Origin of the sequence: Archangium gephyra (assembly GCF_042230915.1) — a bacterium.
GTDB classification, from domain to species: Bacteria; Myxococcota; Myxococcia; order Myxococcales; family Myxococcaceae; genus Archangium; species Archangium gephyra_B.
The window spans coordinates 10597359-10623418 of record NZ_CP102578.1; the positions used below are offsets into that span (position 1 = coordinate 10597359).

Here is a 26060-nt window from a genome sequence, read left to right on the forward strand (position 1 = left end):
GTCTTTCTCTCCTGCTCCGCTCCCCTGCCTGCCGCGCTCCCACTGCAGGTACGCACATGGGCGACCCAGTCCCACGCCTCCTACCCGCGCAGGACGTGCCCGGAGGGCCTCCGCATGGGAGACCCCCCAGGTTCTCTCCGCTTTCTGGGGAAATGGGGACGGGCCGAAGGATGGCTCACGGAGCGAGCAGACGCAGGAAGGCCTCCTGGTCCCACGCGTTCCCCGCGCGCGCGCCGTGGCGCTGGTAGCCCGCGAGGGTGAAGCCTTGTCCCGGGATGAAGTCCAGCGTGGTGCCCGCCACCGGGCAGTCACCCTCGGGGCACTCGCCGGGAGGCAGCGTGCGCTGGTCCCGCTGCGAGCCCTCCGGCGCATACGCGCTCAGCGTGCCGCCGCAGATGGCCACCACCTGGCCCGCATCATCCAACGCCACCGAGGGCACGGCCGGCTTCGCGTCGCAGGCGAGCGGTTGGGCCCAACGCTCGGCACCCTCCGGGCCCGCCGCGAGGACGAACGCCTCGGCGCCGGAGAGCCGCGTGCCGCCCCAGGACAGGGAGCCCCGCAGCTCGCCCACCAGCACCGCGCCCCCGTCCCGCTCCGGCCTCAACCCCGTGACGTGGCCTTCCACCCCGCGCAGCTCCTTGCCCCACGCGAGCCGCCCATCCCGCTCGAAGGCGAGCAGCAGCAGACCCTGTCCACCCGCGCTTCCGAAGGTGCGGCCATCCACCGTGAGCGTGCCCACGAGGCGTCCGGCGAGCAGCGTCCGGCCCGAGGGCGCGAGCGCCAGCGCGTGCAGCCGCGTCCCCTCGTCCACCCGGTCGAGCTGCCGCGTCCAGAGGAAGGCCCCCTGCGCGTCATGGTGGGCGAGCACCGGCACGGGGCCCTCCGGCGTCCACTCCTCGGCCGTGACGAGCACCCCGCCCTCGCCATCCGCCGCCACCCCGTACACCTTCTGTCCCGCGCGCCGCTGCCAGAGGGGCTGGCCCTCGCCGGAGAACTTCACGAGGAAGCCATCGTTGGCCTCGCCCAGGCCGAAGTCCAACGGGTACAGGAAGGCATTGCCGGCGAGGAAGACGTCCCCCGAGGGCGCGGCCGCCACGCGCGGCGAGGCCACGCGCATCCGCGAGAAGTCGCGCACCCACCGCGGTACCCCATCCGGGCCGTACTTCGCCAGCGTGAGGCCCCGCCGCTGCCCGGGCACGGCCTCGCGCTCCTCGTCCTCGCGCGGCGTGGAGAGCCACACCAGGGAGATGTCTCCCGCCCCATCCACGGCGAGCCCCGTCCCGATGTCGTCCTGCGGCCCGCCGAGCCGGAGGAACCAGGGGCGGGCCTGAGTCCCTTCCGAGCCCACTTCCGCGCCCGCTTCCGGAGCAGGCACCCCCGTCTCCGGCTGAAGGGCGGGAGGAGGCTCGGAGGGCGTCGAGGCAACCGGGTTGGTACCGCTCCCCGACTCCCCGGACGGGGCCTCGGCCTGGGAGGTCGTACCCGAGGGGTCACCTTCCGCTCCCCCACAGCCGGTGCCCAGCGTCAGCAGCGTGGCGGGAACGAGCCACGTCCAAGGACGGCGGGTGTGTACTCCTGACTCTCGGTGCATGCGCTTCTCCCCCGTTCCTCCCGGCCTCTGGGGCCCGGAGAGACGAACCGGGGGAAGGTAATGGGGTCATTCCTTCCGGCATCCCCCCCGCCTCGGGTCCGCCCGAACCCCCCTGGGGGGTAGGGAACCGGCCGCAGGGTGTCCTGGAGCGGACGAACGTCCTGTGGCAGGAATAGGAGCCCCCTGGAACGGTTGGCATCCCACGTTCGAGCCGGGGCCTCCGTGCGAACCCCTTGGACCCCGCGCCGCCCGAGATTAAGAGAATCCTCCTCATGGAAAACGCCGCCCCCATCGCCCCGACACCGGTACCCGAAGCCACCAGCGAGGACCTTCAGGCCGTCGAGGAGCTCGCCCGGGCCAAAGCCCAGATTCTCGGGCAGATCGAGAAGCGCGTCGTGGGGCAGCGCGACGTGGTGGAGCACCTGCTCATCGCGCTCTTCGCCCGCGGCCACTGCCTCTTCGTGGGCGTGCCCGGCCTGGCCAAGACGCTGCTCATCTCCACACTGGCCGACGTCCTCAACCTGTCCTTCAACCGCATCCAGTTCACCCCGGACCTGATGCCCTCGGACATCACCGGCACGGACATCCTGGAGGAGGACAAGGCCACCGGGCACCGCGCCTTCCGGTTCCTCAAGGGGCCGCTCTTCGCCAACATCATCCTCGCGGACGAGGTGAACCGCACCCCGCCCAAGACGCAGGCCGCCCTGCTGCAGGCCATGCAGGAGTACCGCGTCACCGCCGGCGGCCGCACCTACCCGCTGGAGCTGCCCTTCCTCGTCTTCGCCACGCAGAACCCCATCGAGCAGGAGGGCACCTACCCGCTGCCCGAGGCCCAGCTCGACCGCTTCATGTTCCTGGTGGACGTGGGCTACCCCACCGCCGAGGAGGAGGTGGAGATCGTCAAGTCCACCACCGGCGGCTCGCAGCCCAAGCTGGAGAAGATCCTCTCGCCCGAGCGGATTCTGGCGCTGCAGGAGCTGGTGCGCCGGGTGCCGGTGCCGGACCACGTGGTGCGCTACGCGGTGGAGCTGGTGCGCCACACGCGGCCCAAGGAGCCGGGCGTGCCGGACTTCATCGCGAAGAACGTCTCGTGGGGCGCGGGCCCTCGCGCCAGCCAGTACCTGGTGCTGGCGGCCAAGGCGCGCGCGATTCTCAATGGGCGCTTCGTGGCCTCGGTGGAGGACGTGAAGGCGGTGGCCCGCCCGGTGCTGCGCCACCGCGTGCTGCCCAACTTCACCGCCGAGAGCGAGGGCACCACCTCGGTGAAGCTGGTGGATCAGCTCGTCGCGCTGGTGAAGGGATAGCGCCGGGGCATGGTGCTCGACTCCCAGACGCTGGCCCGGTTGCAGGGCGTGAAGCTGCGCGCCCGCGCGGTGATGGAGGGGGTGCTGTCCGGCCTCCACAAGAGCCCCCACCAGGGCCAGAGCGTGGAGTTCGCCGAGCACAAGGAGTACGCGCCCGGCGATGAGCTGCGCCACCTGGACTGGAAGGCCTACGGCAAGTTCGACAAGTACTACGTCAAGCGCTTCGAGCACGAGACGAACCTGCGCGCGGTGATGGTGGTGGATGCGTCCGCCTCCATGGGCTACCGCAGCGGCGCGCTCTCCAAGCTGGAGGCCGCCACCACGCTGGCCGGTGCGCTGTGCTACCTGCTGGTGCGCCAGCAGGACGCCGCCGGCCTCGCGGTGATGACCAACGGCCGCTTCCAGGACGTGCCCCCGCGCGCCTCGGCCGGCCACCTCAACGTGCTGCTGGATGCGCTCGAGCACACCGCACCCACCGGCGGCACCAACCTCATCTCCGCCGCGGACCACCTCGCCGAGGTGCTCCCGCGCCGCTCCTCCGTCGTCGTGCTGTCGGACTTCCTCGACGAGAACCAGGACGCGCTCAAGCGGATATTGGCGCTGCGGCAGCGCAAGAACGACGTGTCGGTGTTCCACCTAGTGGACCCGGCCGAGCTGACGTTCCCCTTCGATGACCCCACGCTCTTCCTGGACATGGAGGGCGAGGGCCGCATCGAGGTGAACCCGCGGGAGATCAAGGAGAGCTACCTGGAGGAGTTCGGGGCCTTCCTGGCGAACGTGAAGTCGGCCTGCGCGGAGGCGGACGTGGACTACGAGCTGGTGCGCACCGACGAGCGGTTGGATGAGGTGCTGCTGCGCTACCTGGGCAAGCGCGGGAGGCGCCGGTGACCTTCGCACACCCGTGGATGCTGCTGGGCGCGCTGGCGGCCTTCATCCCGCTGCTCATCCATCTCTTCGACCGGCGGCGGCCGAGGCCCCACCCCTTCGGGCCCCTGGCCTTCGTGCTGCGCAGCCAGAAGCGCACCGCGAGCCGGCTCAAGCTCAAGCGGCTGCTGCTGTACACGCTGCGCACGTTGATTCTGCTCGCGCTGCCGGTGGCGCTGGCGCGGCCGGAGCTGAAGCAGGACACGGCGGCGGCCACGGTGGTGAAGGGCCCGGCGGCCACGGCCATCGTGCTGGACGCCTCGCTGTCCATGCGCTGGTCGGACGGCACCTCGCTCTTCGAGCGCGGCCGGGACGAGGCGCGCGACGCGCTGGCGGACCTGCGGCCCGAGGAGCCGGCCACGGTGCTGGTGTGCACGGGCTCGGCCCTGCCGCCCGCGGCGCCGGGCTTCGACCGCTCCAAGCTGCGCCAGCTGATTGACGAGGCGCAGCCCACGTACGGGGCGGCGGACCTGTCGCGGTGCCTGGATCTGGCGGCGCGCTCGCTGGAGGAGAGCCCCATGGCGGGCAAGCGCCTGGTGGTGGTGTCGGACCTGACGGCCGGCTCCATGCGCCTGGAGGCGCCGACGCCCACGGTGAAGGGCCCCACGGGCGAGGCGGTACGGCCCGAGGTGGTGCTGCGCGACGCGGCCAACGGGAAGGACGCCCTGCCCAACCACGCGCTGGTGGACCTGAAGGTGGAGCCCGCGCTGCAGGCCGGCCCGCGTGCCTTCCTCTTCACCTTCACGGTGAAGAACTTCTCGGACCAGCCGCTGAAGGACCTGGAGGCGGCGGTGCGCGTGGGCGAAAGCACGGTGGGCAAGGGCTTCGTGGACGTGCCGGCCAACGGCACGGCGCAGAAGTCGCTGACGGTGCGCTTCCAGCAGGGAGGCACCGTGGTGGGCCAGGGGACGCTGACGCCGGACGGGCTGGCCGAGGATGACCGGCGGGCCTTCGTGCTCGCGGTGCCCCGGCCCTTGAAGGCGCTGGTGGTGAATGGCTCGCCGCACGCCACGCGCTACCGGGACGAGGCCTTCTTCATGGAGGCGGCCCTGTCGGCGCCGGGCTCGCCGGTGCAGGTGGCGGTGCGGGACACGGCGGCCGGGTGGCGCGAGGATCTCGCCGGCTATGACCTAGTGTACCTGCTGAACGTGACGGCGCCGGAAGAGGCGGACGCGGCGAAGCTGCGCACCTTCGTGGAGAACGGTGGCGGCCTCTTCATCAGTGTGGGCGACCACGTGGACCCGGAGGCGTACAACACGAGGCTGGGCGCGCTGCTGCCGCGCAACCTGCGGCTGGTGCGCACCAGCGTGGAGCGGGACGATCCGGACGCGGACGGCAAGGCGGCGAAGCTGGCGCAGGTGAAGGTGGAGCATCCGCTCTTCGCGCCCTTCACGGGCCGGGCCGAGGAGGGCCTCGTGGGGGCCCGCTTCTACCGGTACATGCTGCTGGAGGCGGACGGGAGCGGGGCCACGCAGGGCGCGAGCCAGGTGCTGGCCACGTACGAGGACGGCGCTCCGGCGGTGGCGGTGGCACGCCGGGGCAAGGGCCGGGTGGCGCTCTTCACCAGCACGGTGGATCGCGACTGGAGCGACTTCCCCATCCGCACCAGCTTCCTGCCGCTGATGCAGCGCTTCGCGGCGTACCTGGCGGGCTCGCTGGAGGAGCGCGAGGAGCAGAAGGTGCGCGTGGGCGAGACGCTCTCGCTGCGGCCCGAGGGCTCGCAGACGGTGTCGGTGGTGAAGGCACCGGACGGCGCCGAGGTGCCGCACAAGGCGCAGCCGGACGGCACGGTGCTGGTGGGGCCGGTGGAGCAGCCGGGCAACTTCTCGGTGCTGGGCGCGGATGGCAATGCGGTGCCCGCGCTGGCCTTCGCGGCGACGCTCGACCCGGCCGAGAGTGACTTGAGCCGGCTGCCGCAGGACGCGCTCTCCGCGCACTTCGGCGAGGAGACGGTGAAGGCGTCGAGCTCGGACGCGGAGCGCCCGCCCGTGCCCCTGTGGACGTGGCTCATCGTGGCCGCCGCCCTCGCTTTCTTCTTCGAGGGCACCCTGCTGCGCAAGTAGGCCGACAATCCGCTCGCGATGGACATGCGCGGGGAGCCGCTGACGGCGAGTCCGTCAGTGGTGGATCTCCGAGGAGGTCAGGGACGTGGGGGCGGGAAGCTGCTCCAGGTGGGCCTCGTCGATCACCTGCGCTACGGCGTCCTCGAACTCCTCCAGCGGGCTGCTCTTGGAGAGCACCATGCGGACGCCGGGGATGCGGGGAGCCCGCCGGGAGCTGTGCAGGATGATGGGGATGCCCTCGAGCCCCGGCTCGTGGAGCAGGCGTCCGCAGAGCTCCACTCCGTCCAGACGAGGCATCATCCAGTCCGTCACCACCAGGTCCGGCCGCTGCCTGCGGGCCAGCTCCAGGGCCTCCATGCCATCGTGCGCCTGGACGACCTGATAGCCCATGACCTCCAGCACGTCGGTGTAAAGCTCCATCAGGTCCGGCTCGTCATCGACCAGGAGAACTGTACTCACGCTGGCATCCTCTCTTTCCAGAGCGCCTGACCTGGATGGCAACCTCGCGCCCCTCTTATAGAGATGAGTCGCCCTCTCCTAAGGTGTGATGTCTGGAGGGCCGTGGTGCCATCATGAGCGGCCATGACCCTCGCCAGCCGCTTCCTCGCGCGTCTCCTCGAGCTCCCCCCGGCGGACACCTACGACGTCACCGTCGAGCGGGACCTGGAGATTCCCATGCCCGATGGCTTCAAGCTGCTCGCCGACCGCTACTCCCCCCGCCAGGGCGGCAAGCTCCCGACCCTCCTCGTGCGCTCGCCCTACGGCCGGCGGGGCTTCTTCGGCATGCAGTACGGGAGGCTCTTCGCCGAGCGCGGCTTCCAGGTGCTCGTCCAGAGCGTGCGTGGCACCTTCGGCTCGGGCGGGCAGTTCGACCCCTTCCGCAACGAGCGCGACGATGGGCTGGCCACCGTCGAGTGGATGAAGCGGCAGGACTGGTTCTCGGGCGAGTTCGCCACCCATGGCGCCAGCTACCTGGGCTTCGTGCAGTGGGCGCTGGCCCGTGAGGCGGGAGCCGGCTTGAAGGCCATGGTGGCCCACGAGACCGCGTCCGAGTTCCGCAGCCAGACCTACGCGGGCGGTGCCTACTCGCTCGATACCACGCTGTCCTGGGTCCACCTCGTCCGCCACCAGGAGAAGCCCGGGCTGGGGGGCCTGATGACCCGGCTCGGCGCGGCCCGCAAGCTCAAGCCCCTCTTCCAGCACCTGCCCCTGAACGAGGTGGACGCGCTCGCCACGGGAGAGCGGGTGCCCTTCTTCCAGGACTGGCTTGAGCACGGCGCTCCGGGCGATCCGTGGTGGAACCGCGCGGACTTCAGCGGCTCGCGCGCCGAGGTCACCGCACCGGTCCATCTCATCGGCGGCTGGTACGACATCTTCCTGCCCTGGCAGGTGGGCGACTACGCCGCGCTCCACCGCGCCGGGCGCGCGCCCTACCTCACCATCGGGCCCTGGACGCACGTCTCCGTCGAAGGCTTCGTGGTCGCCGCGCGCGAGTCCCTGGTGTGGCACAAGGCCCACCTCAAGGGCGATCGGAGCCAGCTGCGCGAGGCGCCCGTGCGCGTCTTCGTCATGGGGGCCAACACCTGGCGCGACTTCTCCGAGTGGCCTCCGCCGGGCATGCAGACGCACCGCTGGCACCTGCAGGCGGACCGGGGCCTCGCTCCCGCCACGCCCACGGCCTCGGAGCCCGACCGCTACCGCTATGACCCCGCCAACCCCACGCCCTCCCTGGGCGGTGCGCTGCTGACGCGGGAGGCGGGACCGAGGGACAACCGCGCGCTGGAGTCCAGGCCGGACGTCCTCACGTACACCAGCGCGCCCCTGGAGAAGGACCTGGAGATCATCGGCCCCGTCCAGGCCGAGCTCTTCGTCCGCTCCAGCCTGCCGCACACCGACTTCTTCGCCCGGCTGTGCGACGTGGAGCCCTCGGGCAGCTCCGTCAACCTGTGCGACGGGCTGCTGCGCCTCGTGCCCGGCCAACCCGCTCCCGGGCCCGACGGCACCCTGCGCATCACCATCGACCTGTGGCCCACCGCCCACCGCTTCCTCGCGGGCCACCGCGTCCGGCTCCAGGTCTCCAGCGGGGCGCATCCCCGGTTCGCGCGCAACCCCGGCACCGGCGAGCCGCTCGGCACCGCGAAGACGCTCGCCGCCGCCGACCAGGCCATCTTCCACGACCCGGCCCATCCCTCCGCCCTGCTGCTTCCCGTCATGGGCTAGCTCTCCCGGCTCCCCTCCGTCCCAGTGCGGTATTCCTGACGGATGGGCAGGCAGCCACGTGTGGAGGCGAGCATCCGTCATGCTCTTCCCTCCCCGTGGCGTGGACGGCGTGAGAAGGTACGGCCCATGAGCAACGCTCTCTACCGGGATTGTGCCCGGCTCTTCATGGTGGGCTTCCCCGGCCTCCGCATCGACAACGACTTCGCCTCGCTGATGGCGGACGGCATCTTCGGCGCCATCCTCTTCAAGCGGAACGTGGGCACCGCGCAGGACACGGCCGCCCTGTGCCGCGACATCAAGACGCGCGCGGGCCGGCCCTTCATCCTCTCGGTGGACCAGGAGGGGGGACGGGTGGCGCGGCTGCGGGGCGCGCCCTTCACCGCCCTGCCTCCCATGCGCGAGCTCGGCCAGCGCGGCGACGTGGCCCTCGTGGAGCGCGTGGGCCGGCTGCTCGCGCACGAGCTGCGCGCCATCGGCTTCGACTGGGACTTCGCGCCCGTGCTGGACGTGGACACCAACCCCACCAACCCCGTCATCGGCGACCGCAGCTTCAGCCGCGACCCGGACGAGGTGGCCCGCATGGGCGTGGCGCTGGGGCGCGGCCTCGAGGCGGGCGGTGTGGCCTCGTGCGGCAAGCACTTCCCGGGACATGGCGATACCACCTCGGACAGCCACCTGACGCTGCCGCGGCTGCCTCACGACATGGAGCGCCTGCGCCGCGTGGAGCTGGTGCCCTTCCGCGCCTTCGCCCAGGCGGGGCTCGCCTCGCTCATGACGGCGCACGTGCTCTTCGACGCGCTCGACCCGAAGGTGCCCGCCACCATGAGCCACCGCGTGCTCGACGGCGTGCTGCGCCGGGAGATGGGCTTCGACGGCGTGCTGGTGAGCGATGACCTGGAGATGAAGGCCATCGCGGACCACTACTCGGTCGAGGAGGCCACGGTGCAGGGCACCCTGGCCGGCGTGGACCTCTTCCTCGTCTGCCACCAGGCGGATGTGCAGCGGCGCTGCATCGAGGCGCTGGTGCGTGCGGTGGAGTCCGGCCGCGTGCCGCGCGCGCGCATCGAGGAGGCCCACCGGCGTCTGGCCCGCCTCGAGTCACGCTTCGCCCACGGCCCCGAGGACCGGATGGCCACGCTCGGTGACGCCGAGCACCGCGCGCTCGCCGAGGGGCTCGCCAGCGGCTTCAGTGGGAAGGACCCCACCGAGGTCATGCTGGCGTCCCGCTAGTTCCCGCCCGAGGCGTCCCGCCTACTTCGTGGGGGCGCTCTCGGACTGGACCTCCATGCCCGCGCCGCCCGTGCCCGCATCCGCCGGGCCCGGCGTCCCCGCGTCCCGGGCCGTGGTTCCGCCGCCCGTGGCACCATGGGTTCCCTTGTGCGCCCCGCCCGTGCCGCCGGTACCGGAGCCGCCGATGCCCTCCTGGCCCTCCATGCCCGCGCCGCCCGCGCCACCGGTGCCCATCATCGGCTCCTGCGCGCCCGTGTCCGCCCCCCGGTTCGTGTCCGCGCACCCCGGGAACAGCAGCGACGCCGAGGCCAGTGCCCCCACCACCACCCACTTGCGAATGTGTCCGCGCATGTCCGCTCCTCCGTCCAAGCGGACGTCACCGTCTGCCCGGAGCCACGACGGCTCGTGTGAGCCGTCTCCCGTCCCACTCCTCGCGTGAAGGGCGAGGAGGGGCGCCTCATGAATGCGTGTGAACGGTGACTGCCCCGCCGGGTGACGGCCTACTTGCCGCGCGCGTCCCGCTTGGCCGGAGCGCCCCCCGGAGTATTGGGGTTCGTGGGACGGTCATTGCCCACGTTGCCCTGCGCGGCGGGAAGCTCCCGCGAGGGCGCGAGGGTGCTGCCCTCCGCGCCCATCTCCTCGTACAGGGGGCCGCCCTCGGGGCCCGGCGCGGGCGGCGTGGAGCCACTGCCACCCATGGCGCCGCCCTGCGTCTCGAGCAGGGCCCGCTCTCCAGGGTCCAGCAGGCGGGAGCGGCCCAGCGTGCCCTGGGCCTCGGGCGTCCGCGGGTCGATGCTGGTGGGGAGGTCCCGGATGGTGCCGTTGTAGCCGGTCTGCGCCGGGCTCCGCGCGAAGCCCGGGGCGACCTCATAGGTGTCCCCCTGCTTCGGAAGAGCGCCGCACGCCGAAACCAGCCACGAGGCCGAGGCCAGCGCCCCCAACACCACCCACCGCTTGAAACCGCTGTCGTGCATGTCCGTCTCCAGGGAACACGTCTGGCGCTCTCGCCCCTCGCGAGGTGCGAGGGCGGAGCACGCCGCGCCATCAGGGATGGGCACCCGGCGGCTTCCGGGCTACCGAGCGGGTCTCTGTCGAGCGCCCGCCCGCCAGGCTGGCCTCCAACAGGAGAACCGGGCCCGCGTTACTGGTCATCCGCGGCCGGTGGCTGCCCGATCTGGCCCTTGGTCGACTGCTCGCCCTCACCCGCGGGGGCCGTGGGGAGCGGCGTGCCCGTCGGCTGCTCCCGCGGCGCGTAGGAGCTGCCAGAGGTGTGCACCGAGGACGCGAGGCCGGAGCCCAGCTCGACTCCCCGGGTGCCCTGGACCCAGGCCCCATTGCGGCCCACCTTCAACGGCTTGCCCGTCCCGAGCTCCCGGGCGGCATCGATCTCCGGCGGCGGGAACGGGACGCGCATGTCCTGCTGCAACCAGAGGTTGTCCTGCGCCACCGTTCTGCCCTGGCTTCGCGCCTCCGCCGCACCCGCGCCGCCCGTGCCCCGCTCCTGCTCGTCGGTCTCGAACGGCGTGGCACTCGTGCCGATGTTGGAACGCTCCCGGGCGGCCACGTCCTGACCCTGGGCCTGCTCGGAGTAGTAGTCCTCCTGGGCCGTCAGGGACCACTTGCGCCCGTAGTCGTAGGGGTTGCTCCCGCACCCGGCGAGCAGCGCCGCGCCAGCGACTCCGCCGAGCAGTGCCACCTTCATCCCCGTCTTCCGCATGACCGCCTCCCTGTCGTCGTGCCTTGCCTAGGACAGGGGTGGGCATGCAGGGGGAAGACGGGTAGCCGCGAGCGGGCGGGCGAGGGCTGCTTGCTCGCGTGCACACGGAGCTGGAAGCAGGGAACCGTGGCACCCTCACCCCGTCCCTCTCCCGGAGGGCGAGGGGAGGGATGCTCGCTCTATCGCCAGGGGACTACCGGCGCGCGGCTGGCTTCTTCGGCGCGGCTGGCTTCTTCGGCGCGGCCTTCTTCGTCACGGCCTTGCCCGCCGGAGCCGCCTTCTTCGCCACGACCTTCTTCGCCGCGGCTTTGACCGCTGGCGCCGCCTTCTTCCGGGCCGGCTCGGGCGTCTCGGTGTCGGTGTCCTGCCCCGCTGGCGCGCCGCCCTCGAGCGACTGGAGGATCTCCTGCACGTGGCCCTTCACCTTCACCTTGGGCCACACCCGGGCCACCTTGCCCTCGGTGTCGATGAGGAAGGTGGCGCGCGTCACGCCCAGGAACTTGCGGCCATACAGCGACTTCTCGCCCCACACGCCGTAGGCGTCGCACACCTGGCGCGCGGTGTCCGCGAGCAGCGGGAAGGGCAGCGAGAACTTCGTGGCGAACTTCTGGTGGCTCTTCGTGTCGTCCGGCGACACGCCCAGCACCACCGCCCCGGCCGCCTGCAGCGCCGAGTGCTCGTCACGGAAGTCACACGCCTCCTGCGTGCAGCCCGGGGTGTCATCCTTCGGGTAGAAGTAGAGGACGACGTTCTTGCCTCGCAGCCGCGAGAGCTTCACGTCGTTGCCGTTCTGGTCCTGCAGCTGGAAGTCGGGGGCCGGGTGGCCGGTCTGCGGAATGGGCATGGGTGCTCGCTTGGATAACCCATCCGTACGTCTTCGCAAGCCCCACTTTTCCGGTCACCTTCCGCCGTCGGTCTCCCCGGGGTGCGCGTGCATGGGGTGGCCGTGCTCGTCCAGCGAGGGAGACCCGCCCTCCGGCACGCCGGGCCTCGACAGCGGCCGGCGCGGCAGCGGGGTGCTCCGCAGCTCCTCGAGCCGGGAGAGCCGCCGCTGGGCCTCGGCGTAGGCCTTGGAGTCCGGCGGTACCTTCCTCAGCTCGCCCAGCACCGCCTCCCAGGCCGGATCCTTCGGAGGGACGCCACGCTCGACCAGCTCGGCGTGTTTCGCCTCGGCGCGCGCGAGCAGCTCCGGCCCCTCGTCCTTCTTGCAGGCCCCCACGCTCAGCAGGGCGCCCAACAGGAGTGGCACCAGGGTCCGGCGGCTTCGGTAGATGGGAGACACGTGCAACCCTCCTGCTGGCCTCGGACACGAAGGGCGGATAGGGTGCTCCCCGTGTCGCCCCTCTTCTTCGCATTCCTCTTCGGTCTCGGCCAGGGCCTGCTCCACGCGGTGGGGCCGGACCACTGCGCCGCCATGGCCACGCTCGGCACCCTGGGCCCGTCCCGGCGCCGCGCCACCTTCCTCGTCGCGCTGCGCTTCGCCATCGGGCACGCCGCGGTGCTCGGTGGGGTGGCCACCTTCTGCCTCCTGGCGGGCGTGGGCCTCTCGGAGACCTTCGAGCGCTGGGCGGAGATCTTCGGCGGCGCCGTCCTGGTGGCGCTCGCCGTCACCGCCTTCCTCTTCCCCAACGTGCTGCGCCACGGCCACCCGCACCTGCCCGGCCACACGCACGAGCCGCACTCCCATATGCACGACCAGGTGAGCACCGCCGCCGGGGCCCTCATGGCCGTCAGTGGTGTGCGCTCGCTGCTGCTGGCCCTGCCGCCCCTGCTCGTGGGAGGCAGCATGCAGTCCTCGGGGTGGACGTACCTGCCCGGCTTCGCCTTCGGCATCCTGGTGGGCATGGGCGCGGTGGGCCTGCTCTTCGCCGAGGGCCTCGCCCGCGTGGGCACCACCCTGGCCGAGCGCCTCCAGCGCTTCGTGGCCGGGGCCTCCGCCGTGCTCGGCCTGTTCTGGATCGCCAGCCGCCTCTGAGTCAGGCACGCGGGTGACGACCCTCACCCCCCCGCCCTCTCCCAGGGGGAGAGGGGGCCTGCGCAACCCTAGGTGCGCTGCTCGAGGATGCCCAGCGCCATCATCGACACCAGGAAGCCGTAGACGATCTGGTCGGGGCGGTTGGCGTACGCGAGGAGCTCGGCCACGGTGCGGTTGCCGTCGATCTTCGGCAGCAGCTCCGCCTCCCACCGCTCCAGCTCCACCTCGTGCAGCTGGTAGGCCGGGGCCACGGCGGGGATGAGCCGATCCTCGGGCCGCAGCATGCGCCGCAGGCGCTCGGACTTGTAGAGCTTCTTGATGCCGCGGACGATGAGGTTGGCCGGGTGCACGTCCAGCTTGATGGACTCGGCGGCGGCCTTCTCCTTGAAGCTCATCACGTACGTGCCGTCTTCCCACGAGAAGAGCGAGTAGATGATGGCCTTCACCTGCTGGCCCACGTAGTACAGGCGCTCGGTGTCCTTGAGCAGGCCGCGCTCCACCAGGATGTCGCCGGTGCGCCGGTTGTTCGCGGTAGCAACCGCGGCGGCGTCCTCGAGCTGCTCGGGCTTGATCTTCCCCACGCGCACGAGGAACTGGCCGAAGCGGTCCGCCAGCAGGTTGGAGAGGGCGAACACCGGGGTGCCGCGCTCGAAGTAGACGACCTTGCGCACCTTGCCGCGCTGCACGCCCAGCTCGCCCGTCTCGCGCGACAGGTAGAAGGCGGTGAGGAGCGAGGGCAGGTTGTCCTTGAGCTCGCCGCGGCGGTGGCCCGGACCGCCCGCGCCCACGGGCAGCGGGTCCGGCGGGCGGCCCGGCACGGGCGGGCGCACCAGGGTGGCCGCCACCTTGTGCAGCGGGGTGGCCGTGAGGTTGGCGCCGCGGATTTCGGCGGTGAGGTTGTCGCCGCCCGTCACCTTGATGCGGCCCGTCAGCTCCATCGCGTCCTGGGGCCCCTCCTCCTCGACGTCGATGTCGAGCTCCACGTCGAAGGCGTCCTGCATGGAGGTGGGAGAGGGGGCCTGCTTCTGGGTGGGCACCAGCTTCTGCACCGCCTCCAGCAGCTTGGCGGCCTCGAAGGGCTTCTCGAAGTAGCCGGCGGCCGCGTACTTCTGCCGGGCCTCCATGGCGTGCTTGCCGCCCTTGAAGACGCCGGTGATGAAGATGAGCGGCAGCTGGGGCTGGTCCTTCCGGAGCGCGTCCGCCAAGTGGTAGCCCATCATGTCGGGCAGCAGGATATCGAGCACGGCCACCGCGGGGGGTTGGGCGCGGGAGACCTCGACTGCCTGCTTGCCCTTGATCGCGCCCACCACCTCGTAGCCTGCATCTTCGAAGAGCTGGGTGAGGAGCGTGAGGAGCTCCTGATTGTCATCGACGACGAGGATTCGGGGAGCCATCGCGCGCCCACCCTAACCAAAAGCCCGTCACTTCGTAAGAGCTTGATTGAACCGGAAGATGCATCCCGGCGGCCGGGCGGATAGGTTGGGGCCCCCCTCCGCTTCGAGATTCGCCCCATGAAGTCCGCTCACCTGACCCGTCTCATCGTGTCGCGCCTCGTCCTCCCCCTGGCCTTGCTGCTGCCCCTGGCGGTCCACGCCCAGCAGGACGCGGGCACCCGGGACGCGGGCAGCGTGTATGACGTCCCGGACGCCTCGGTGGGGGGTGGAGGCGCGGACCGGGACAACCCGGAGGGGGATGACTCCACGGGCCGGCCCGGAGGGGCCTGCCGCAGCGGCAATGACTGCGCGGCGCGCTTCAGCTGCACCCAGGGTGTGTGCCGTTACACCGGAATTCGCCAGGCGGACCGGGTGGGCTGCCTGCTGGGCCCCGAGGACTCCCTGGCGGTGGTGGGGCTGGGACTGGTGCTGGCGGTGTGGCGGCGCGGCCGGGAGGGACGATGAGGCTCGGACTCAAGGCGGACAACCTGCTGGAGCGGGTGGCGGACTGGCTGAACCTGGCGCCCCAGCCGCTGGCGCACGCCTTCTTCGGGATGATGGCCTCGCGCACGCTGATGGCCGGGGAGCGGCTGGGCGTGTTCGCGGCGCTGGCCGACGGCTCGGCCACGGTGGAGGAGCTGGCGGCGCGGCTGAAGCTGTCCCCCGAGGGCACGCGCGCGCTGCTGGAGGCGCTGGAGGCGTGTGAGGCGGTGGAGCGCAAGAAGGGCCGCTACCGGATGGCGGACCGGGCCCGGCGCTGGTTGGACCCGCGCTCGCCCCAGTACGTGGGGGGCTTCCTGGACTTCAACTACACCCAGTGGGAGTGGTGGAGCCACATGGAGGAGGCCGTGCGCACGGGCGAGTCGGTGGACATCCACCGCTTCGCCCCGGACGACCCGCGCTGGCGCTCCTACATCCACGCCATGCACCAGATGGCGCGGCTGTCGGCGCCCGAGGTGGTGCGCGCCATTCCCCTGCCCCGGGGTGCGCGGCACGTGTTGGACCTGGGGGGCGCGCATGGCTGGTTCGCCGCGGAGCTGTGCCGCCACAACCGGGGGCTGAAGGCCACGGTGCTGGACCTGGAGGGCAGCGTGCGGGTGGGCCGGGAGATCATCGCCCAGGCCGGCCTGTCGCACCTGGTGACGCACAAGGAGGGGGACATCCTCAGCGCGGAGCTGGGAGGCCCCTATGACGGGGTGCTCCTCTTCCAGGTGATGCACCACCTGTCGCCCTCGCAGAACGTGGCGCTGCTGCGCCGGGTGCGCACCGCGATGACGCCCAAGGGGACGCTGGCGGTGCTGGAGTACCTGCGCGAGGACGTGGAGAAGCCCCCGAGCGCCGCCCCGCTCATCGGCCTGCACTACTTCCTCACCTCGAAGGCGGCGGCCTACACCCCGGCGGAGATGGAGGGCTTCCTGGACGACGCGGGCTTCCGCATCGACAGCATGAAACCCGTGCGCCACCTGCCCTTGCAGACGCTCATCATCGCCCGGCCCGAGTGAGCATGGCCGCCCCCCGCGCGGCCATCCATCCGCCCGTGGACGGACGGTCCACATACCCGGGCGCGAGGCACTTGCGCTGCGCTACCCTGCGGCCTGCCCGACGATGCTGCCCACCGCCTCCACCGCCCCCGTGTCGCAGGACCCGCTGCCCCTGGCCGTCGAGCTGGACGGGGTGCTGGCGCGCACGGACACGTTGCACGAGAGCCTGCTGAGGCTGCTCAAGCGCCAGCCCTACCTCGTCCCGGCGGTGCTGGGGTGGAGCGTGCGGGGCCCGGCCTTCCTCCGGGCGGAGGTGGCGCGGCGGGTGGAGCTGGACGTGACACGGCTGCCCTATGACGAGGTGCTGCTCTCGCGCCTCGCCGAGGAGCGGGCGCGGGGCCGCCGGGTGGTGCTCACCACGGCCGCGGACCGGAAGGTGGCCGAGGCGGTGGCCGCGCACCTGGGCCTCTTCGACGCCCTCCACGCCCAGGGCGAGGCGCTCGACGGCCCCCACGAGCACGTGCACCGCACCCCGCCCGCCAAGCCGCTCGTGCGCACGCTGCTCAAGGCGCTGCGGGTGCACCAGTGGGCCAAGAACATCCTCCTCTTCGTGCCGCTGCTGGCCGCGCACAAGGCGCTGGACGTGCCGCTGCTGCTGCGGGCCGTGCTAGGCTTCATCTCCTTCAGCCTGTGCGCCTCGAGCGTGTACGTGCTGAATGATCTGCTCGACCTCGACTCGGACCGTAAGCACCCCACCAAGCGGCGGCGGCCCTTCGCCTCGGGGGACCTGGCGGTGAGCGCGGGCCTGTGGCTGGCGCCCCTGCTGCTGGGGACCGGCGCGGCGGTGGCGCTGCTGCTGCCGGGCGCCTTCCTGGCCCTCTTGGGCACCTACTACGCGGTGACGCTCGCGTACTCGTTCTACCTCAAGCAGGTGATGATGCTGGACGTGCTGGTGCTCGCCGGGCTGTACACGGTGCGCATCTTCGGCGGCTCCCTGGCGGTGGGCGTGCCCACGTCCAGCTGGCTCTTCACCTTCTCCATGTTCCTCTTCCTCTCGCTCGCGCTCGTCAAACGGCTGAGCGAGGTGCGGCGGCTGCGGCAGGCCAACGAGGCGGCCGCGCCGGGCCGGGGGTACATGGCCGGGGACTACGAGCAGCTCGCCATCCTCGGGGTGTCCAGCGGCTACCTGTCCGTGCTGGTGCTCGCGCTCTACATCACCAGCAAGGAAGTCACCGCGCTCTACCCGTCCCCGGAACGGCTGTGGCTGCTGTGCCCGGTGATGCTGTATTGGGTGGGCCGGGTGTGGCTGCTGGCCCACCGCGGCCTGGTGAATGAAGACCCCTTGGTCTTCGCGTTGAAGGACAAGGTGAGCTACGTGGTGGGGCTCATCGCCATGGGCGTGCTGCTGGCCGCGACATGAGGGAGTCCATGAAGAAGGTCATCGTCCTCGGCGCCACGAGCGCCATTGCGCAGTCCACGGTGCAGCTGCTGGCGGCCCGGGGCGCGTCGCTGTACCTGGTGGGCCGCAACCCCGAGCGGCTGGAGGCCGCCGCCACCGAGGCGCGTGCCAGGGGCGCCGCCAGCGTGCACACCGAGGCGTTGGACCTGGACGACCTCGCCCAGCACGAGGCGCTGGTGGAGCGCGCGGCCACGGCGCTCGGGGGCCTGGATGGGGCGCTGCTCGCCCATGGCATTCTGGGCAACCAGGAGGCCGCCCAGCGCTCGTACGCGGAGGCGGAGAGGGTGCTGCGCACCAACTTCCTCAGCGCGGTGTCCCTGCTGACGCCGCTGGCCAACCGCTTCGAGGCGCAGAAGGCGGGCACGCTGGTGGTCATCTCCTCGGTGGCCGGAGACCGGGGGCGGCAGAGCAACTACGTGTACGGCGCCTCCAAGGGCGCGCTGAGCGTGTTCCTCCAGGGCCTGCGCAACCGGCTGGCGCGCTCGGGCGTGGCGGTGGTGACGGTGAAGCCGGGCTTCGTGGACACGCCGATGACGGCCGACATGAAGAAGAACGCCCTCTTCGCCACCCCGGACAAGGTGGCCCGGGGCATCGTCCGGGCGGCCGACGCGCGCAAGGACGAGGTGTACCTGCCCGGCTTCTGGGGCCCCATCATGTTCGCCATCCGCGGCATCCCCGAGCGCGTCTTCAAGCGCATGAAGCTGTGACGCCCCGTACGGGCAGGCGGCCAGCCAACCCCTCAGGGCGGGCGAGCCCATCCGCCCTCCTCCATCCTCCAGGGCTCCTGGCCCCCGGGGTGGAGGAAAGGTGATAGCGTCCCGTCCGGGCCCCGCGTCACCGCTCCGCCCCGGGCCTCGAACATGGTGCTCCGCAAAAAACCGTCGAGCCACACCAACCGCTCCCTGCCCAGCCGCATCGATGCGCTCATGCGCGCCTGCGCGCTGCCCCTGGCCCCCTTCGTGGCCTACCTGCTGGGCATGGTGCTCGGCCTCGAGGGAGATCAGGTCTCCCGCGCGCTCTTCTGGCTCCTGCCGCCGACGCTGCTCCTGTTCGCCGTCCTCTTCCCGCTGATCATCATCCACTCCTTCGTCGGCAGCGCGCTGCGCACCAACACGGGGGAGCAGCCCGGGCTGCGGCTGGTGCGCATCCTCAAGCTGCCCTGGCGCCTGGCCTTCTACAACCTGGTGGGCACCTACGCCGCCGGCGCCGCCTTCTTCTCCACCGGCGTCTGCCTGTGGTTCGGCAAGGAGCTCAAGCTGGCCGTGTGGGGCGGCCTCGTCGGGCTGGCCGTCGGGCTCCTGCTCGCGTTCCCCGCCGGCATCGTCATGGAGCGGTGGATGCAGCCGCTCGCCCTCGAGGAGCAGCAGCGCCACCCCCACCTGCGGGTCATCAGCGGCGGCTTCTTCTGGGTGCGCCAGTCCTGGTTCCTCCCCTACGCCTTCGCCGTCTGCGTGCTCTCGCTCATCCTCCTGGGCGGCGTCGCCGTGGCCGTGCAGTCCAACAACGTCCAGCGCTCCTACATCGAGCAGCTCCAGGCCGCCGGCCAGCTCGACGCCGCCCGCATGATGGAGGGCATGTCCTCCTCGCTCCTCTCCGAGCTGAGTGTGCCCGTGGCGGTGCTCGCCTTCCTGCTGCTCACCATCCCCACCATCACCGCGTGGATGCTCGCGCGCCGCCAGGAGCGCGGCTCGCTCTCCGTGCTCGAAGCCATCGAGGGCCTCTCCATCGGCAAGGTGCGTCCGCCCCAGTGGATCTCCACCGATGAGATCGGCGACCTGGCCTTCGGCCTCAACTCCATCGTCGTGCAGCTGAGCGCCCTGCCCCGCACCCTCCAGCAGTCCGCCAACCAGCTCGTCGAGGCCGGTGCCACCCTGCGCAACGCCAACGACGCCCAGCGCCGCGCCCTCACCACCCAGGCCACCGCCATCCAGGAGACCAACGTCACCGCGCAGGAGATCAAACAGACCTCCGACATCACCGCCCAGCGCGCCCAGGAGGTGCTCAACGTGGTGCGCCACGCCGAGGAGCTCAGCCGCGCCGGCACCATGGCCATCGAGCAGACCATCGCCGGCTTCAGCGCCATCCGCGACTCGGTGTTCGCCATCCGCGGCAAGATGGAGCGCCTGCAGACCAGCGCCGTGCAGATTGGGGAGATCACCCAGACGGTGAAGGACCTGGCCGACCAGTCCAACATGCTCGCGCTCAACGCCGCCATCGAGGCCGTCCGCTCCGGCGAGCACGGCAAGGGCTTCACCGTGGTGGCCCGCGAAATCCGCAACCTCGCCGACCAGTCCATCCGCTCCACCACCCGCATCAGCAACATCCTCGACGAGGTGGGCAACGCCATCGGCGACGCCGTCGCCATGACGGACGTGAGCGCCGAACAGGTGGAGGGCGGCCTCGGCAAGGTGAAGACGTCCGGCGACAGCCTGCGCCAGCTCTCCCTCATGGTGAACGAGAGCTCCTCGGCCGTGACGCAAATCACCGCCGCCGTGAGCCAGCAGAACGCCGGCTTCAAGCAGATCTTCAACGCCATCGCCGACCTGTCGCGCAGCATGGACCAGGCCATGGAGCGGCTGGAGTCCACCCAGGAGGCCGCGCAGACCCTCCAGAAGGTCTCCGCCCAGGTCAGCCAGGTCGCCGGCCAGTACCACGTCGAATAGCCCCGCCCCCCCTCCGCCCCGGAGGACGGGTATTCCCGGGCTTTTCGTTCTTTCCCGCGATGCACAGGATGACTCCCGCCACGACGGACTACCGCCTCCGTGGGGACCGTGCTAGTGACACATCGCGTCAGACCTACATTCCAGGTCTACACGAAAATTACAGGTTGACCGGATACGGCTCATACCTGTAATATTCTGTCATCGTTGCACGGGGGGGCCACCAGCTGACTCGCCCTGAGCGGGGAGGTCCACATGCACCGGCAGGAGATTCTCGACAACGTCCGCAACATCATCCTGGCCACCAACAATGGCCTGTTCCCGGACGACGTGAGCGAGTTCGCCTCGATGACGTATGATCTGGGCATGGATTCCTTCCATCTCGAGTCGATGATCTCCCGGCTCAAGGACGAAGTGGCCGACATCGAGTTCACCCCCTGGTACATCAAGGCGTCGCGCCGCGGGCACGACACCGTGGGCAGCCTGGTGGACTTCATCGATGAGCGGCTGGTGCGCGACGTCCCCGCCGAGCTGCCCGAGGGCCGCGCCACCCACCTCTCCAGCGCCGGGCCCGCCGGGCTCGACGTGGAGGTTGCATGACGCAGGCAGCACCCCGCCGCCCCACCCTGCTGTCCATTGCCTCGGCCACGCCCCCGCTCTCGCTCACCCAGGAGGAGATGTACGAGGGGCTGCTCAAGCACTGGTACAAGGATCTGCCCAACGCCGAGCGGATGATCAAGAACACGGGGGTGCGCCGGCGCCACTTCGCGTGGGATCCGCGCGTGGAGCTCAAGGACGGCAACAAGGGCCTGAGCGAGCGCGTGCGCGTCTTCGAGCGCGTGGGCCTGGAAGTCACCAGCCAGTCGGTGGAGAAGGCCCTGGGCACCCTGGAGCGCTCCAAGGTGGGCGCCTTCACGATGACCACCAACTCGGGCTACTCGGGCCCGGGCCTGGATCTCTTCACGGCGAAGAAGCTGGGGCTCAACTCGAACATCCGCCGCACCTTCGTGGGGCACATGGGCTGCTTCGCGGCCTTCCCGGTGCTGCGCACGGCCATGGACAGCATCGCCGCGCGCCCGGACGAGTACGTCATCGCCAACGCCTCGGAGTACAGCTCGCTGCAGTTCCGCGATGACGCGGACTCGGAGCAGGCCGTCATCATGGGCCTCTTCGGCGACGCGGCGTGCACGCTGGTGATGGGCAGCGCCCCGGATGGCGAGGGCGTGCAGTTCATCCGCTCCCACACCGAGCAGCTCTACGAGACGAACGAGCTGATGGGCTGGCACATGTACACCGACGGGTTCAAGATGACCCTGTCGCCCTACGTGCCCTTCGTGCTCGCCGAGCACATCGACGCCTTCCTCGAGAAGCTGCTGGGCCCGGAGAAGCTGGGCAAGGCGGACATCAAGCACTGGCTCATCCACCCGGGCGGCCCGAAGATTCTCGAGGCGATTGCCCGGCAGCTGAAGCTGGACAAGTCGGCGATGCGCGCCAGCTGGCACGTGCTGAGCGAGTTCGGCAACTGCGGCTGCGTCACCGCCCTGCTGGTGCTGGAAGAGGCGTTGAAGACGGACAAGCCCAAGCGCGGCGAGTACGGGGTGATGATGGGCTTTGGCCCCGGCCTCACCGTCGAGGGCATGCTGGTCCGTTTCTGAGTCCGGGCCGGCGCTCCACCGCCGGTTCTTCTCCCAGTTCTTCTCAAAGGACAGACAGCGATGAGCCAGCAACCGCTGCGCCGCCAGACGGCGTCCGTGCAACTGGGCCCCGGCGTGGGGCGCCACTCCAGCCGGGAGATTGCCCAGCGGGGGCCCACCCGCTCCCACGTGGCCCCGGTGGCCACGCTCGCCGAGGCCGTGGTGCACTGGGCGCGCACCCGGCCCTCGCAGCCCCTCTTCTACTTCGCGGACCTGGAGGAGAAGCTCACCGTCCTCACCGCGGGGGACCTGCACCACAACGCGCTGCGCATCGCCGCCAACCTGCACGCGCGCGGCGTGCGGCAGGGCGACAAGGTGGTGCTCTCCTTCGACACCAGCCCCGAGTTCCTCGAGAGCTTCTTCGCCTGTGGCCTGGTGGGCGCCACGCCCTGCCTCATCGAGCTGCCCTCCTCCAAGGTGTCCGTGCGCGCCTGGGGCGAGCGGCTGGGGGTGAAGCTGCGCCTGCTGGACGCCCGGGCCATGCTCATCGACCCGGACTTCGCGGACCTGGCCCACGAGGCCCTGCTCGACCAGGCGCCCGACGCGGCCCCCTTCGTCGCCACCGTGAAGGAGCTGGAGGGCGAGGCCCCCGCCTTCGAGCCGCCCACCACCCACGCCGACGACACCGCCTTCATCCAGTTCACCTCCGGCACCACGGACGCGCCCAAGGGCGTTCAGATCTCCCACCGCGCGCTGTTCGCCAACTGCGCGGCCATGGGGGAGATCAGCCAGTGGGACTCGGATGACCTGATGGTGTGCTGGCTGCCCCTGTTCCACGACATGGGACTGGTGGCCTCCACCCTGGCCTCCTTCGTCCACGGGATTCCCACGGCGCTGCTGCCGCCCTTCGGCTTCCTCCTCAAGCCGGCGCGCTGGCTGTGGGCCATCCACTACTTCCGCGCCACCTCGTCCTTCGCGCCCAACTTCGCCTACCAGCTGTGCGTCAAGCGCATCAAGGACGCCGAGGTGGAGGGGTTGGATCTGAGCGCGTGGGAGCGGGCCTACAACGCCGCCGAGTTCATCCACGCCGACACCGTGCGCCACTTCACCGAGCGCTTCCAGCCCCACGGCTTCGAGCCGGACGCCTGGCGGCCCGCCTACGGCATGGCGGAGATGGTGGTGGGCATCTCCATCCGCGACCGGAACGATCCGTTGCGCATGGAGACCCTCTCCCGCTCGGCGCTGGCCTCGAAGCGGCAGGCCGTCCCGCTCCACGAGGGCGGCCCGGACGCGCTCACCGTGCTCAGCGTGGGCCGGGTGCTGCGCGGCATCGACCTCCGCATCGTCGACGACGAGGGCCGCGAGCTGGGCGAGCGCCACGAGGGCGAAATCCTCCTGCGCGGCACGTCCCTCTTCGGCGGCTACTTCAAGAACCCGGAGGCCACGGACGCCGTGCTGCGCGAGGGCTGGCTGCACACCGGGGACCTGGGCTACCTCGCCGACGGCCAGCTCTTCATCTGCGGGCGCAGCAAGGATCTCATCATCAAGGCGGGCGAGAACCACCACCCGTACACCATGGAGAGCGCCGCCGCCCAGGTGGCCGGGGTGCGCGCCGGCTGCGTGGCCGCCGTGGGCGTCAACAACCTGCAGACAGGCACCGAGGACATCGTCATCGTCTGCGAGACCACCGAGACCAAGCTCGACGTGCTGCGCCAGCAGTGCAAGCACGTGGAGGAGATGGTCTACCAGGGCTCCGGCGTGCGCCCCAACCGCGTCATCCCCGTTGCCCCGCACACCGTCCCCAAGACGACCAGCGGCAAAATCAAGCGCGCCTACATCCGCCAGAACATCGAGGCCTTCGAGAACCTCTCCCTGCTGGTGAATCCTCCGGCCCGCCAGTCCATCGTCCACTGAGGGCGGGGATGACAGGTCGAGCAAGCCCCGCCGTCCCGACGCCGGTGCGCCTCGAGCGCTCCGGCGTTTCGCTTTTCGTGCGGCCCGCTTCACCCTCAGTCCCGGTTCTTCCTTGAATTACCCCTTCCCCCCGGCTTGCGGAGGTTTCCACACATCCATGTAACTAGAATATTTCATGAAAGTCGCTCACTCCCTTGCTCGCCGCCAATTCTTGGGGTATAAGACTGGAGAACTTTTCCCGAGGAGTTGGAAATGTCCCGTAGCGTCGTCTCGATGGGTGGCAAGTTCGCGGTCGTTGTGGGCGCCGTCCTTGCGCTGGGTGGTTGCACCAGCGCCGAGCAGAAGCCGGCCGAGGAGCAGCAGCCCACGCAGCAGGTCACCAAGACCGGCTGCGCCACGGTGGACCTGACCGAGGCCGAGAAGGCCTCCGTGGAGCAGGCCATCGCCGGCCGCGTTCACTCCCAGGCTCGCGCCGCGGGCTCGGTGAACGTCAACGTCTACTGGCACGTCATCAACAACGGCACGGGCATCGCCAACGGTGACATCCCCCAGACGCAGATCGACTCGTCGATCTCCGTGCTGAACGCCGCGTACAAGAACACGCCGTTCAAGTTCACCCTGGCGGGCGTGGACCGCACCACCAACTCCACCTGGTACACCTGCGCTGGCGGCGGCTGCGAGACGAAGATGAAGAACGCGCTGCGCAAGGGCGGCGCGGGCGACCTCAACGTCTACTCCAACAACATGGGCCGCGGCCTGCTGGGCTGGGCGACCTTCCCCTCCAGCTACGCCTCCAGCCCCAAGATGGACGGCGTGGTCATCCTCTACAGCTCCGTGCCCGGCGGCTCCGCGGCTCCCTACAACGAGGGCGACACCCTCACCCACGAGGCCGGCCACTGGTTCGGCGCGTACCACACCTTCCAGGGCGGCTGCGTGGACCCGGGTGACTACGTGAGCGACACCGCCCCCGAGTCCTCCGCCGCCTACGGCTGCCCGTCCGGCCGCGACACCTGCTCCGGTGGCGGTCTGGACCCCATCACCAACTTCATGGACTACACCGACGACTCCTGCATGAACACGTTCTCGGCTGGCCAGGCGGACCGCATGGACGCCCTGACCATCCAGTACCGCGGGATTTGATTCGCGCCTGAAATCCTGAAGCCCTGAAGTCCGACGCCGGAGCGCCCCACAGCGCTCCGGCGTTTTGCTTTTCGTGCGCCGCGCCTTCACGGGCCGTCCCGGTCTTCCCCCGGATTACCCGTCCGGCCCGGCTCCCCTCCATTTCCTCAATTCCTAATAACTGGAATTTTTCAGCCAAAGCAATGGGGCCATTGCTCGTCGCTTATCCTTGAGATAGAAGATGTAGCAACTATTTCCGAGGAGCTGGAAATGTCCCGCAGCGTGGTTTCGATGGGTGGAAAGTTCGCGGTCGTCGTGGGTGCCGTTCTCGCGCTGGGCGGTTGCACCAGCGCCGAGCAGAAGCCGGCCGAGGAGCAGCAGCCGGCCACGCAGCAGGTCGTCAAGAGCGGTTGCGCCACGCCGACCCCGGCCGAGAGCGAGACCGAGTCCGTGCAGGCGATGCTCAGCCAGTACCGCGGGTCGCTCGCGGCGGTGGGCTCCATCAACATCTCCACCTACGTCCACGTCATCAACAAGGGCACGGGCGCGTCCAACGGTGACATCTCCGATGCGATGATCGCCGATCAGATCGCGGTGCTCAACGCGGCCTACGCCAACACCCCGTTCCGCTTCACCCTGGTGAGCACGGACCGCACCACCAACAGCACCTGGTACACCGCGGGCCCGGACACCACGGCCGAGGCGGCGATGAAGAACGCGCTGCGCCAGGGCACCGCCGACGACCTGAACATGTACTTCAGCTCGCCCGGTGGCGGTCTGCTCGGCTGGGCGACGTTCCCCAACTGGTACGCGGGCGCCCCCAAGGATGACGGCGTGGTCATCCTGAACACCTCGCTGCCCGGCGGCTCCGCGGCTCCGTACAACCTGGGCGACACGGCCACCCACGAGGTGGGACACTGGCTGGGCCTGTACCACACGTTCCAGGGCGGCTGCCAGAAGAACAACGACTACGTGGATGACACGCCGGCCGAGCAGTCCTCGGCCTTCGGTTGCCCCACCGGCCGCGACACCTGCCGCACCACCGGCCTGGACCCCATCACCAACTTCATGGACTACACCGACGACTACTGCATGGACCGGTTCTCCGCCGGCCAGGTGGCCCGCATGGACTCGTTCTGGGCGACCTACCGCGCTGGCAAGTAGTCCGCGCCTGAAGTCCTGAAGTCCCGACGCCGGAGCGCCTCGAGCGCTCCGGCGTCTTGCTTTTGTGGCTCGGGAACGCACCGTCACCTACTCACACCTTCACAACAATAACGGAAAATTACAGCTTGACAGGAGAACTGATTTTATCGGAAAGTAAGGAAGTGCTCGACAC

24 protein-coding genes are annotated in these 26060 nt (G+C 70.4%); 16 read left to right on the plus strand and 8 right to left on the minus strand.

All coding sequences use genetic code 11. The features are described from left to right. Window positions 1-175 precede the first annotated feature (175 nt). A complete protein-coding gene (locus NR798_RS41640; RefSeq protein ID WP_375768149.1) occupies window positions 176-1591 on the minus strand; it encodes a hypothetical protein in 1416 nt (471 codons plus the stop codon). Window positions 1592-1863: 272 nt separating this feature from the next. Here NR798_RS41640 and NR798_RS41645 point away from each other — a divergent pair, with 272 nt between their 5' ends. The 3 genes from NR798_RS41645 to NR798_RS41655 are packed head-to-tail and all read left to right on the plus strand — an operon-like array spanning window position 1864 to window position 5882. Continuing rightward, window positions 1864-2895, plus strand: coding sequence for an AAA family ATPase (locus tag NR798_RS41645; protein ID WP_375768150.1), 1032 nt, complete (start codon window positions 1864-1866; stop codon window positions 2893-2895). A 9-nt stretch (window positions 2896-2904) separates the two neighbouring features. Further along, on the plus strand, window positions 2905-3783 hold the full coding sequence (locus NR798_RS41650) for a DUF58 domain-containing protein (protein WP_375768151.1): 879 nt from the start codon (window positions 2905-2907) through the stop codon (window positions 3781-3783). Continuing rightward, complete coding sequence (locus tag NR798_RS41655; protein ID WP_375768152.1) at window positions 3780-5882, plus strand: BatA domain-containing protein; 2103 nt, start codon at window positions 3780-3782, stop codon at window positions 5880-5882. The genes NR798_RS41650 and NR798_RS41655 overlap by 4 nt, the downstream gene beginning before the upstream one ends. Window positions 5883-5936: 54 nt before the next feature. Here the strand turns inward: NR798_RS41655 and NR798_RS41660 are convergent, their stop codons facing one another. Then, window positions 5937-6341, minus strand: coding sequence for a response regulator (locus NR798_RS41660; protein ID WP_375768153.1), 405 nt, complete (start codon window positions 6339-6341; stop codon window positions 5937-5939). Between the two features lie 123 nt (window positions 6342-6464). On the opposite strand from NR798_RS41660, the gene NR798_RS41665 reads away from it, so the two are divergent. Next, window positions 6465-8102: a CocE/NonD family hydrolase gene (locus NR798_RS41665; RefSeq protein WP_375768154.1), complete on the plus strand. Its 1638-nt coding sequence runs from the start codon at window positions 6465-6467 to the stop codon at window positions 8100-8102. 126 nt (window positions 8103-8228) lie between these two features. Continuing rightward, window positions 8229-9332, plus strand: coding sequence for a beta-N-acetylhexosaminidase (gene nagZ / locus NR798_RS41670; RefSeq protein WP_375768155.1), 1104 nt, complete (start codon window positions 8229-8231; stop codon window positions 9330-9332). Between the two features lie 21 nt (window positions 9333-9353). Here nagZ and NR798_RS41675 read toward each other — a convergent pair whose 3' ends face one another. The 5 genes from NR798_RS41675 to NR798_RS41695 form a co-directional block, all read right to left on the minus strand. After that, the gene (locus NR798_RS41675) at window positions 9354-9683 is read right to left on the minus strand and encodes a hypothetical protein (RefSeq protein ID WP_375768156.1); all 330 of its coding nucleotides are present in this window, start codon (window positions 9681-9683) and stop codon (window positions 9354-9356) included. A 149-nt stretch (window positions 9684-9832) separates the two neighbouring features. Next, window positions 9833-10306 carry a hypothetical protein gene (locus tag NR798_RS41680; RefSeq protein ID WP_375768157.1) on the minus strand — a complete coding sequence of 158 codons (474 nt, stop codon included), beginning with the start codon at window positions 10304-10306 and terminating at the stop codon, window positions 9833-9835. A 167-nt stretch (window positions 10307-10473) separates the two neighbouring features. Further along, window positions 10474-11049 carry a hypothetical protein gene (locus NR798_RS41685; protein ID WP_375768158.1) on the minus strand — a complete coding sequence of 192 codons (576 nt, stop codon included), beginning with the start codon at window positions 11047-11049 and terminating at the stop codon, window positions 10474-10476. A gap of 193 nt (window positions 11050-11242) precedes the next feature. Continuing rightward, on the minus strand, window positions 11243-11893 hold the full coding sequence (bcp, locus tag NR798_RS41690; protein ID WP_375768159.1) for a thioredoxin-dependent thiol peroxidase: 651 nt from the start codon (window positions 11891-11893) through the stop codon (window positions 11243-11245). Between the two features lie 54 nt (window positions 11894-11947). Then, window positions 11948-12331, minus strand: a complete 384-nt coding sequence (locus tag NR798_RS41695; protein ID WP_375768160.1) for a hypothetical protein — start codon at window positions 12329-12331, stop codon at window positions 11948-11950. A gap of 51 nt (window positions 12332-12382) precedes the next feature. Between NR798_RS41695 and NR798_RS41700 the strand changes: the two genes are divergently transcribed. Continuing rightward, a complete protein-coding gene (locus tag NR798_RS41700) occupies window positions 12383-13024 on the plus strand; it encodes a hypothetical protein (protein ID WP_375768161.1) in 642 nt (213 codons plus the stop codon). Window positions 13025-13092: 68 nt separating this feature from the next. Here NR798_RS41700 and NR798_RS41705 read toward each other — a convergent pair whose 3' ends face one another. Next, window positions 13093-14418, minus strand: a complete 1326-nt coding sequence (locus NR798_RS41705) for a response regulator (RefSeq protein ID WP_375768162.1) — start codon at window positions 14416-14418, stop codon at window positions 13093-13095. A 117-nt stretch (window positions 14419-14535) separates the two neighbouring features. Between NR798_RS41705 and NR798_RS41710 the strand changes: the two genes are divergently transcribed. The 10 genes from NR798_RS41710 (at window position 14536) to NR798_RS41755 (ending at window position 25888) form a co-directional block, all read left to right on the plus strand. Continuing rightward, window positions 14536-14922 (plus strand): MXAN_6627.5 family MYXO-CTERM protein, encoded by a 387-nt coding sequence (locus NR798_RS41710; protein ID WP_375768163.1) that lies wholly within the window; start codon window positions 14536-14538, stop codon window positions 14920-14922. Next, window positions 14919-15959, plus strand: coding sequence for a methyltransferase (locus NR798_RS41715; RefSeq protein WP_375768164.1), 1041 nt, complete (start codon window positions 14919-14921; stop codon window positions 15957-15959). Before NR798_RS41710 ends, NR798_RS41715 begins: the two co-directional genes overlap by 4 nt. A gap of 103 nt (window positions 15960-16062) precedes the next feature. Next, the gene (locus tag NR798_RS41720; RefSeq protein ID WP_375768165.1) at window positions 16063-17358 is read left to right on the plus strand and encodes a UbiA family prenyltransferase; all 1296 of its coding nucleotides are present in this window, start codon (window positions 16063-16065) and stop codon (window positions 17356-17358) included. Window positions 17359-17366: 8 nt separating this feature from the next. Further along, window positions 17367-18104, plus strand: coding sequence for an SDR family oxidoreductase (locus NR798_RS41725; protein ID WP_375768166.1), 738 nt, complete (start codon window positions 17367-17369; stop codon window positions 18102-18104). A gap of 153 nt (window positions 18105-18257) precedes the next feature. After that, a complete protein-coding gene (locus NR798_RS41730) occupies window positions 18258-20060 on the plus strand; it encodes a methyl-accepting chemotaxis protein (protein WP_375768167.1) in 1803 nt (600 codons plus the stop codon). Between the two features lie 252 nt (window positions 20061-20312). Then, on the plus strand, window positions 20313-20657 hold the full coding sequence (locus NR798_RS41735; protein ID WP_375768168.1) for an acyl carrier protein: 345 nt from the start codon (window positions 20313-20315) through the stop codon (window positions 20655-20657). After that, window positions 20654-21712, plus strand: a complete 1059-nt coding sequence (locus tag NR798_RS41740) for a type III polyketide synthase (protein WP_375768169.1) — start codon at window positions 20654-20656, stop codon at window positions 21710-21712. The genes NR798_RS41735 and NR798_RS41740 overlap by 4 nt, the downstream gene beginning before the upstream one ends. A gap of 60 nt (window positions 21713-21772) precedes the next feature. Continuing rightward, entirely contained in the window at window positions 21773-23605 is a 1833-nt protein-coding gene (locus NR798_RS41745) for a fatty acyl-AMP ligase (protein WP_375768170.1), read from the plus strand. 252 nt (window positions 23606-23857) lie between these two features. After that, window positions 23858-24745, plus strand: coding sequence for a zinc metalloprotease (locus NR798_RS41750; RefSeq protein ID WP_375768171.1), 888 nt, complete (start codon window positions 23858-23860; stop codon window positions 24743-24745). A 249-nt stretch (window positions 24746-24994) separates the two neighbouring features. Next, the gene (locus tag NR798_RS41755) at window positions 24995-25888 is read left to right on the plus strand and encodes a zinc metalloprotease (protein ID WP_375768172.1); all 894 of its coding nucleotides are present in this window, start codon (window positions 24995-24997) and stop codon (window positions 25886-25888) included. Window positions 25889-26060 lie beyond the last annotated feature (172 nt).

What these genes read in the sequence shown, in the direction of transcription:
- NR798_RS41735 (WP_375768168.1), top strand. Translation starts at nt 20,313, where the DNA reads ATGCACCGGCAGGAGATTCTCGACAACGTCCGCAACATCATCCTGGCC.
- NR798_RS41665 (WP_375768154.1), top strand. Translation starts at nt 6,465, where the DNA reads ATGACCCTCGCCAGCCGCTTCCTCGCGCGTCTCCTCGAGCTCCCCCCG.
- NR798_RS41650 (WP_375768151.1), top strand. Translation starts at nt 2,905, where the DNA reads ATGGTGCTCGACTCCCAGACGCTGGCCCGGTTGCAGGGCGTGAAGCTG.
- NR798_RS41710 (WP_375768163.1), top strand. Translation starts at nt 14,536, where the DNA reads ATGAAGTCCGCTCACCTGACCCGTCTCATCGTGTCGCGCCTCGTCCTC.
- NR798_RS41705 (WP_375768162.1), bottom strand. Translation starts at nt 14,418, where the DNA reads ATGGCTCCCCGAATCCTCGTCGTCGATGACAATCAGGAGCTCCTCACG.
- NR798_RS41740 (WP_375768169.1), top strand. Translation starts at nt 20,654, where the DNA reads ATGACGCAGGCAGCACCCCGCCGCCCCACCCTGCTGTCCATTGCCTCG.
- NR798_RS41730 (WP_375768167.1), top strand. Translation starts at nt 18,258, where the DNA reads ATGGTGCTCCGCAAAAAACCGTCGAGCCACACCAACCGCTCCCTGCCC.
- NR798_RS41640 (WP_375768149.1), bottom strand. Translation starts at nt 1,591, where the DNA reads ATGCACCGAGAGTCAGGAGTACACACCCGCCGTCCTTGGACGTGGCTC.
- NR798_RS41750 (WP_375768171.1), top strand. Translation starts at nt 23,858, where the DNA reads ATGTCCCGTAGCGTCGTCTCGATGGGTGGCAAGTTCGCGGTCGTTGTG.
- NR798_RS41675 (WP_375768156.1), bottom strand. Translation starts at nt 9,683, where the DNA reads ATGCGCGGACACATTCGCAAGTGGGTGGTGGTGGGGGCACTGGCCTCG.
- NR798_RS41720 (WP_375768165.1), top strand. Translation starts at nt 16,063, where the DNA reads ATGCTGCCCACCGCCTCCACCGCCCCCGTGTCGCAGGACCCGCTGCCC.
- bcp (WP_375768159.1), bottom strand. Translation starts at nt 11,893, where the DNA reads ATGCCCATTCCGCAGACCGGCCACCCGGCCCCCGACTTCCAGCTGCAG.
- NR798_RS41680 (WP_375768157.1), bottom strand. Translation starts at nt 10,306, where the DNA reads ATGCACGACAGCGGTTTCAAGCGGTGGGTGGTGTTGGGGGCGCTGGCC.
- NR798_RS41645 (WP_375768150.1), top strand. Translation starts at nt 1,864, where the DNA reads ATGGAAAACGCCGCCCCCATCGCCCCGACACCGGTACCCGAAGCCACC.
- NR798_RS41755 (WP_375768172.1), top strand. Translation starts at nt 24,995, where the DNA reads ATGTCCCGCAGCGTGGTTTCGATGGGTGGAAAGTTCGCGGTCGTCGTG.
- NR798_RS41685 (WP_375768158.1), bottom strand. Translation starts at nt 11,049, where the DNA reads ATGCGGAAGACGGGGATGAAGGTGGCACTGCTCGGCGGAGTCGCTGGC.
- nagZ (WP_375768155.1), top strand. Translation starts at nt 8,229, where the DNA reads ATGAGCAACGCTCTCTACCGGGATTGTGCCCGGCTCTTCATGGTGGGC.
- NR798_RS41745 (WP_375768170.1), top strand. Translation starts at nt 21,773, where the DNA reads ATGAGCCAGCAACCGCTGCGCCGCCAGACGGCGTCCGTGCAACTGGGC.
- NR798_RS41715 (WP_375768164.1), top strand. Translation starts at nt 14,919, where the DNA reads ATGAGGCTCGGACTCAAGGCGGACAACCTGCTGGAGCGGGTGGCGGAC.
- NR798_RS41725 (WP_375768166.1), top strand. Translation starts at nt 17,367, where the DNA reads ATGAAGAAGGTCATCGTCCTCGGCGCCACGAGCGCCATTGCGCAGTCC.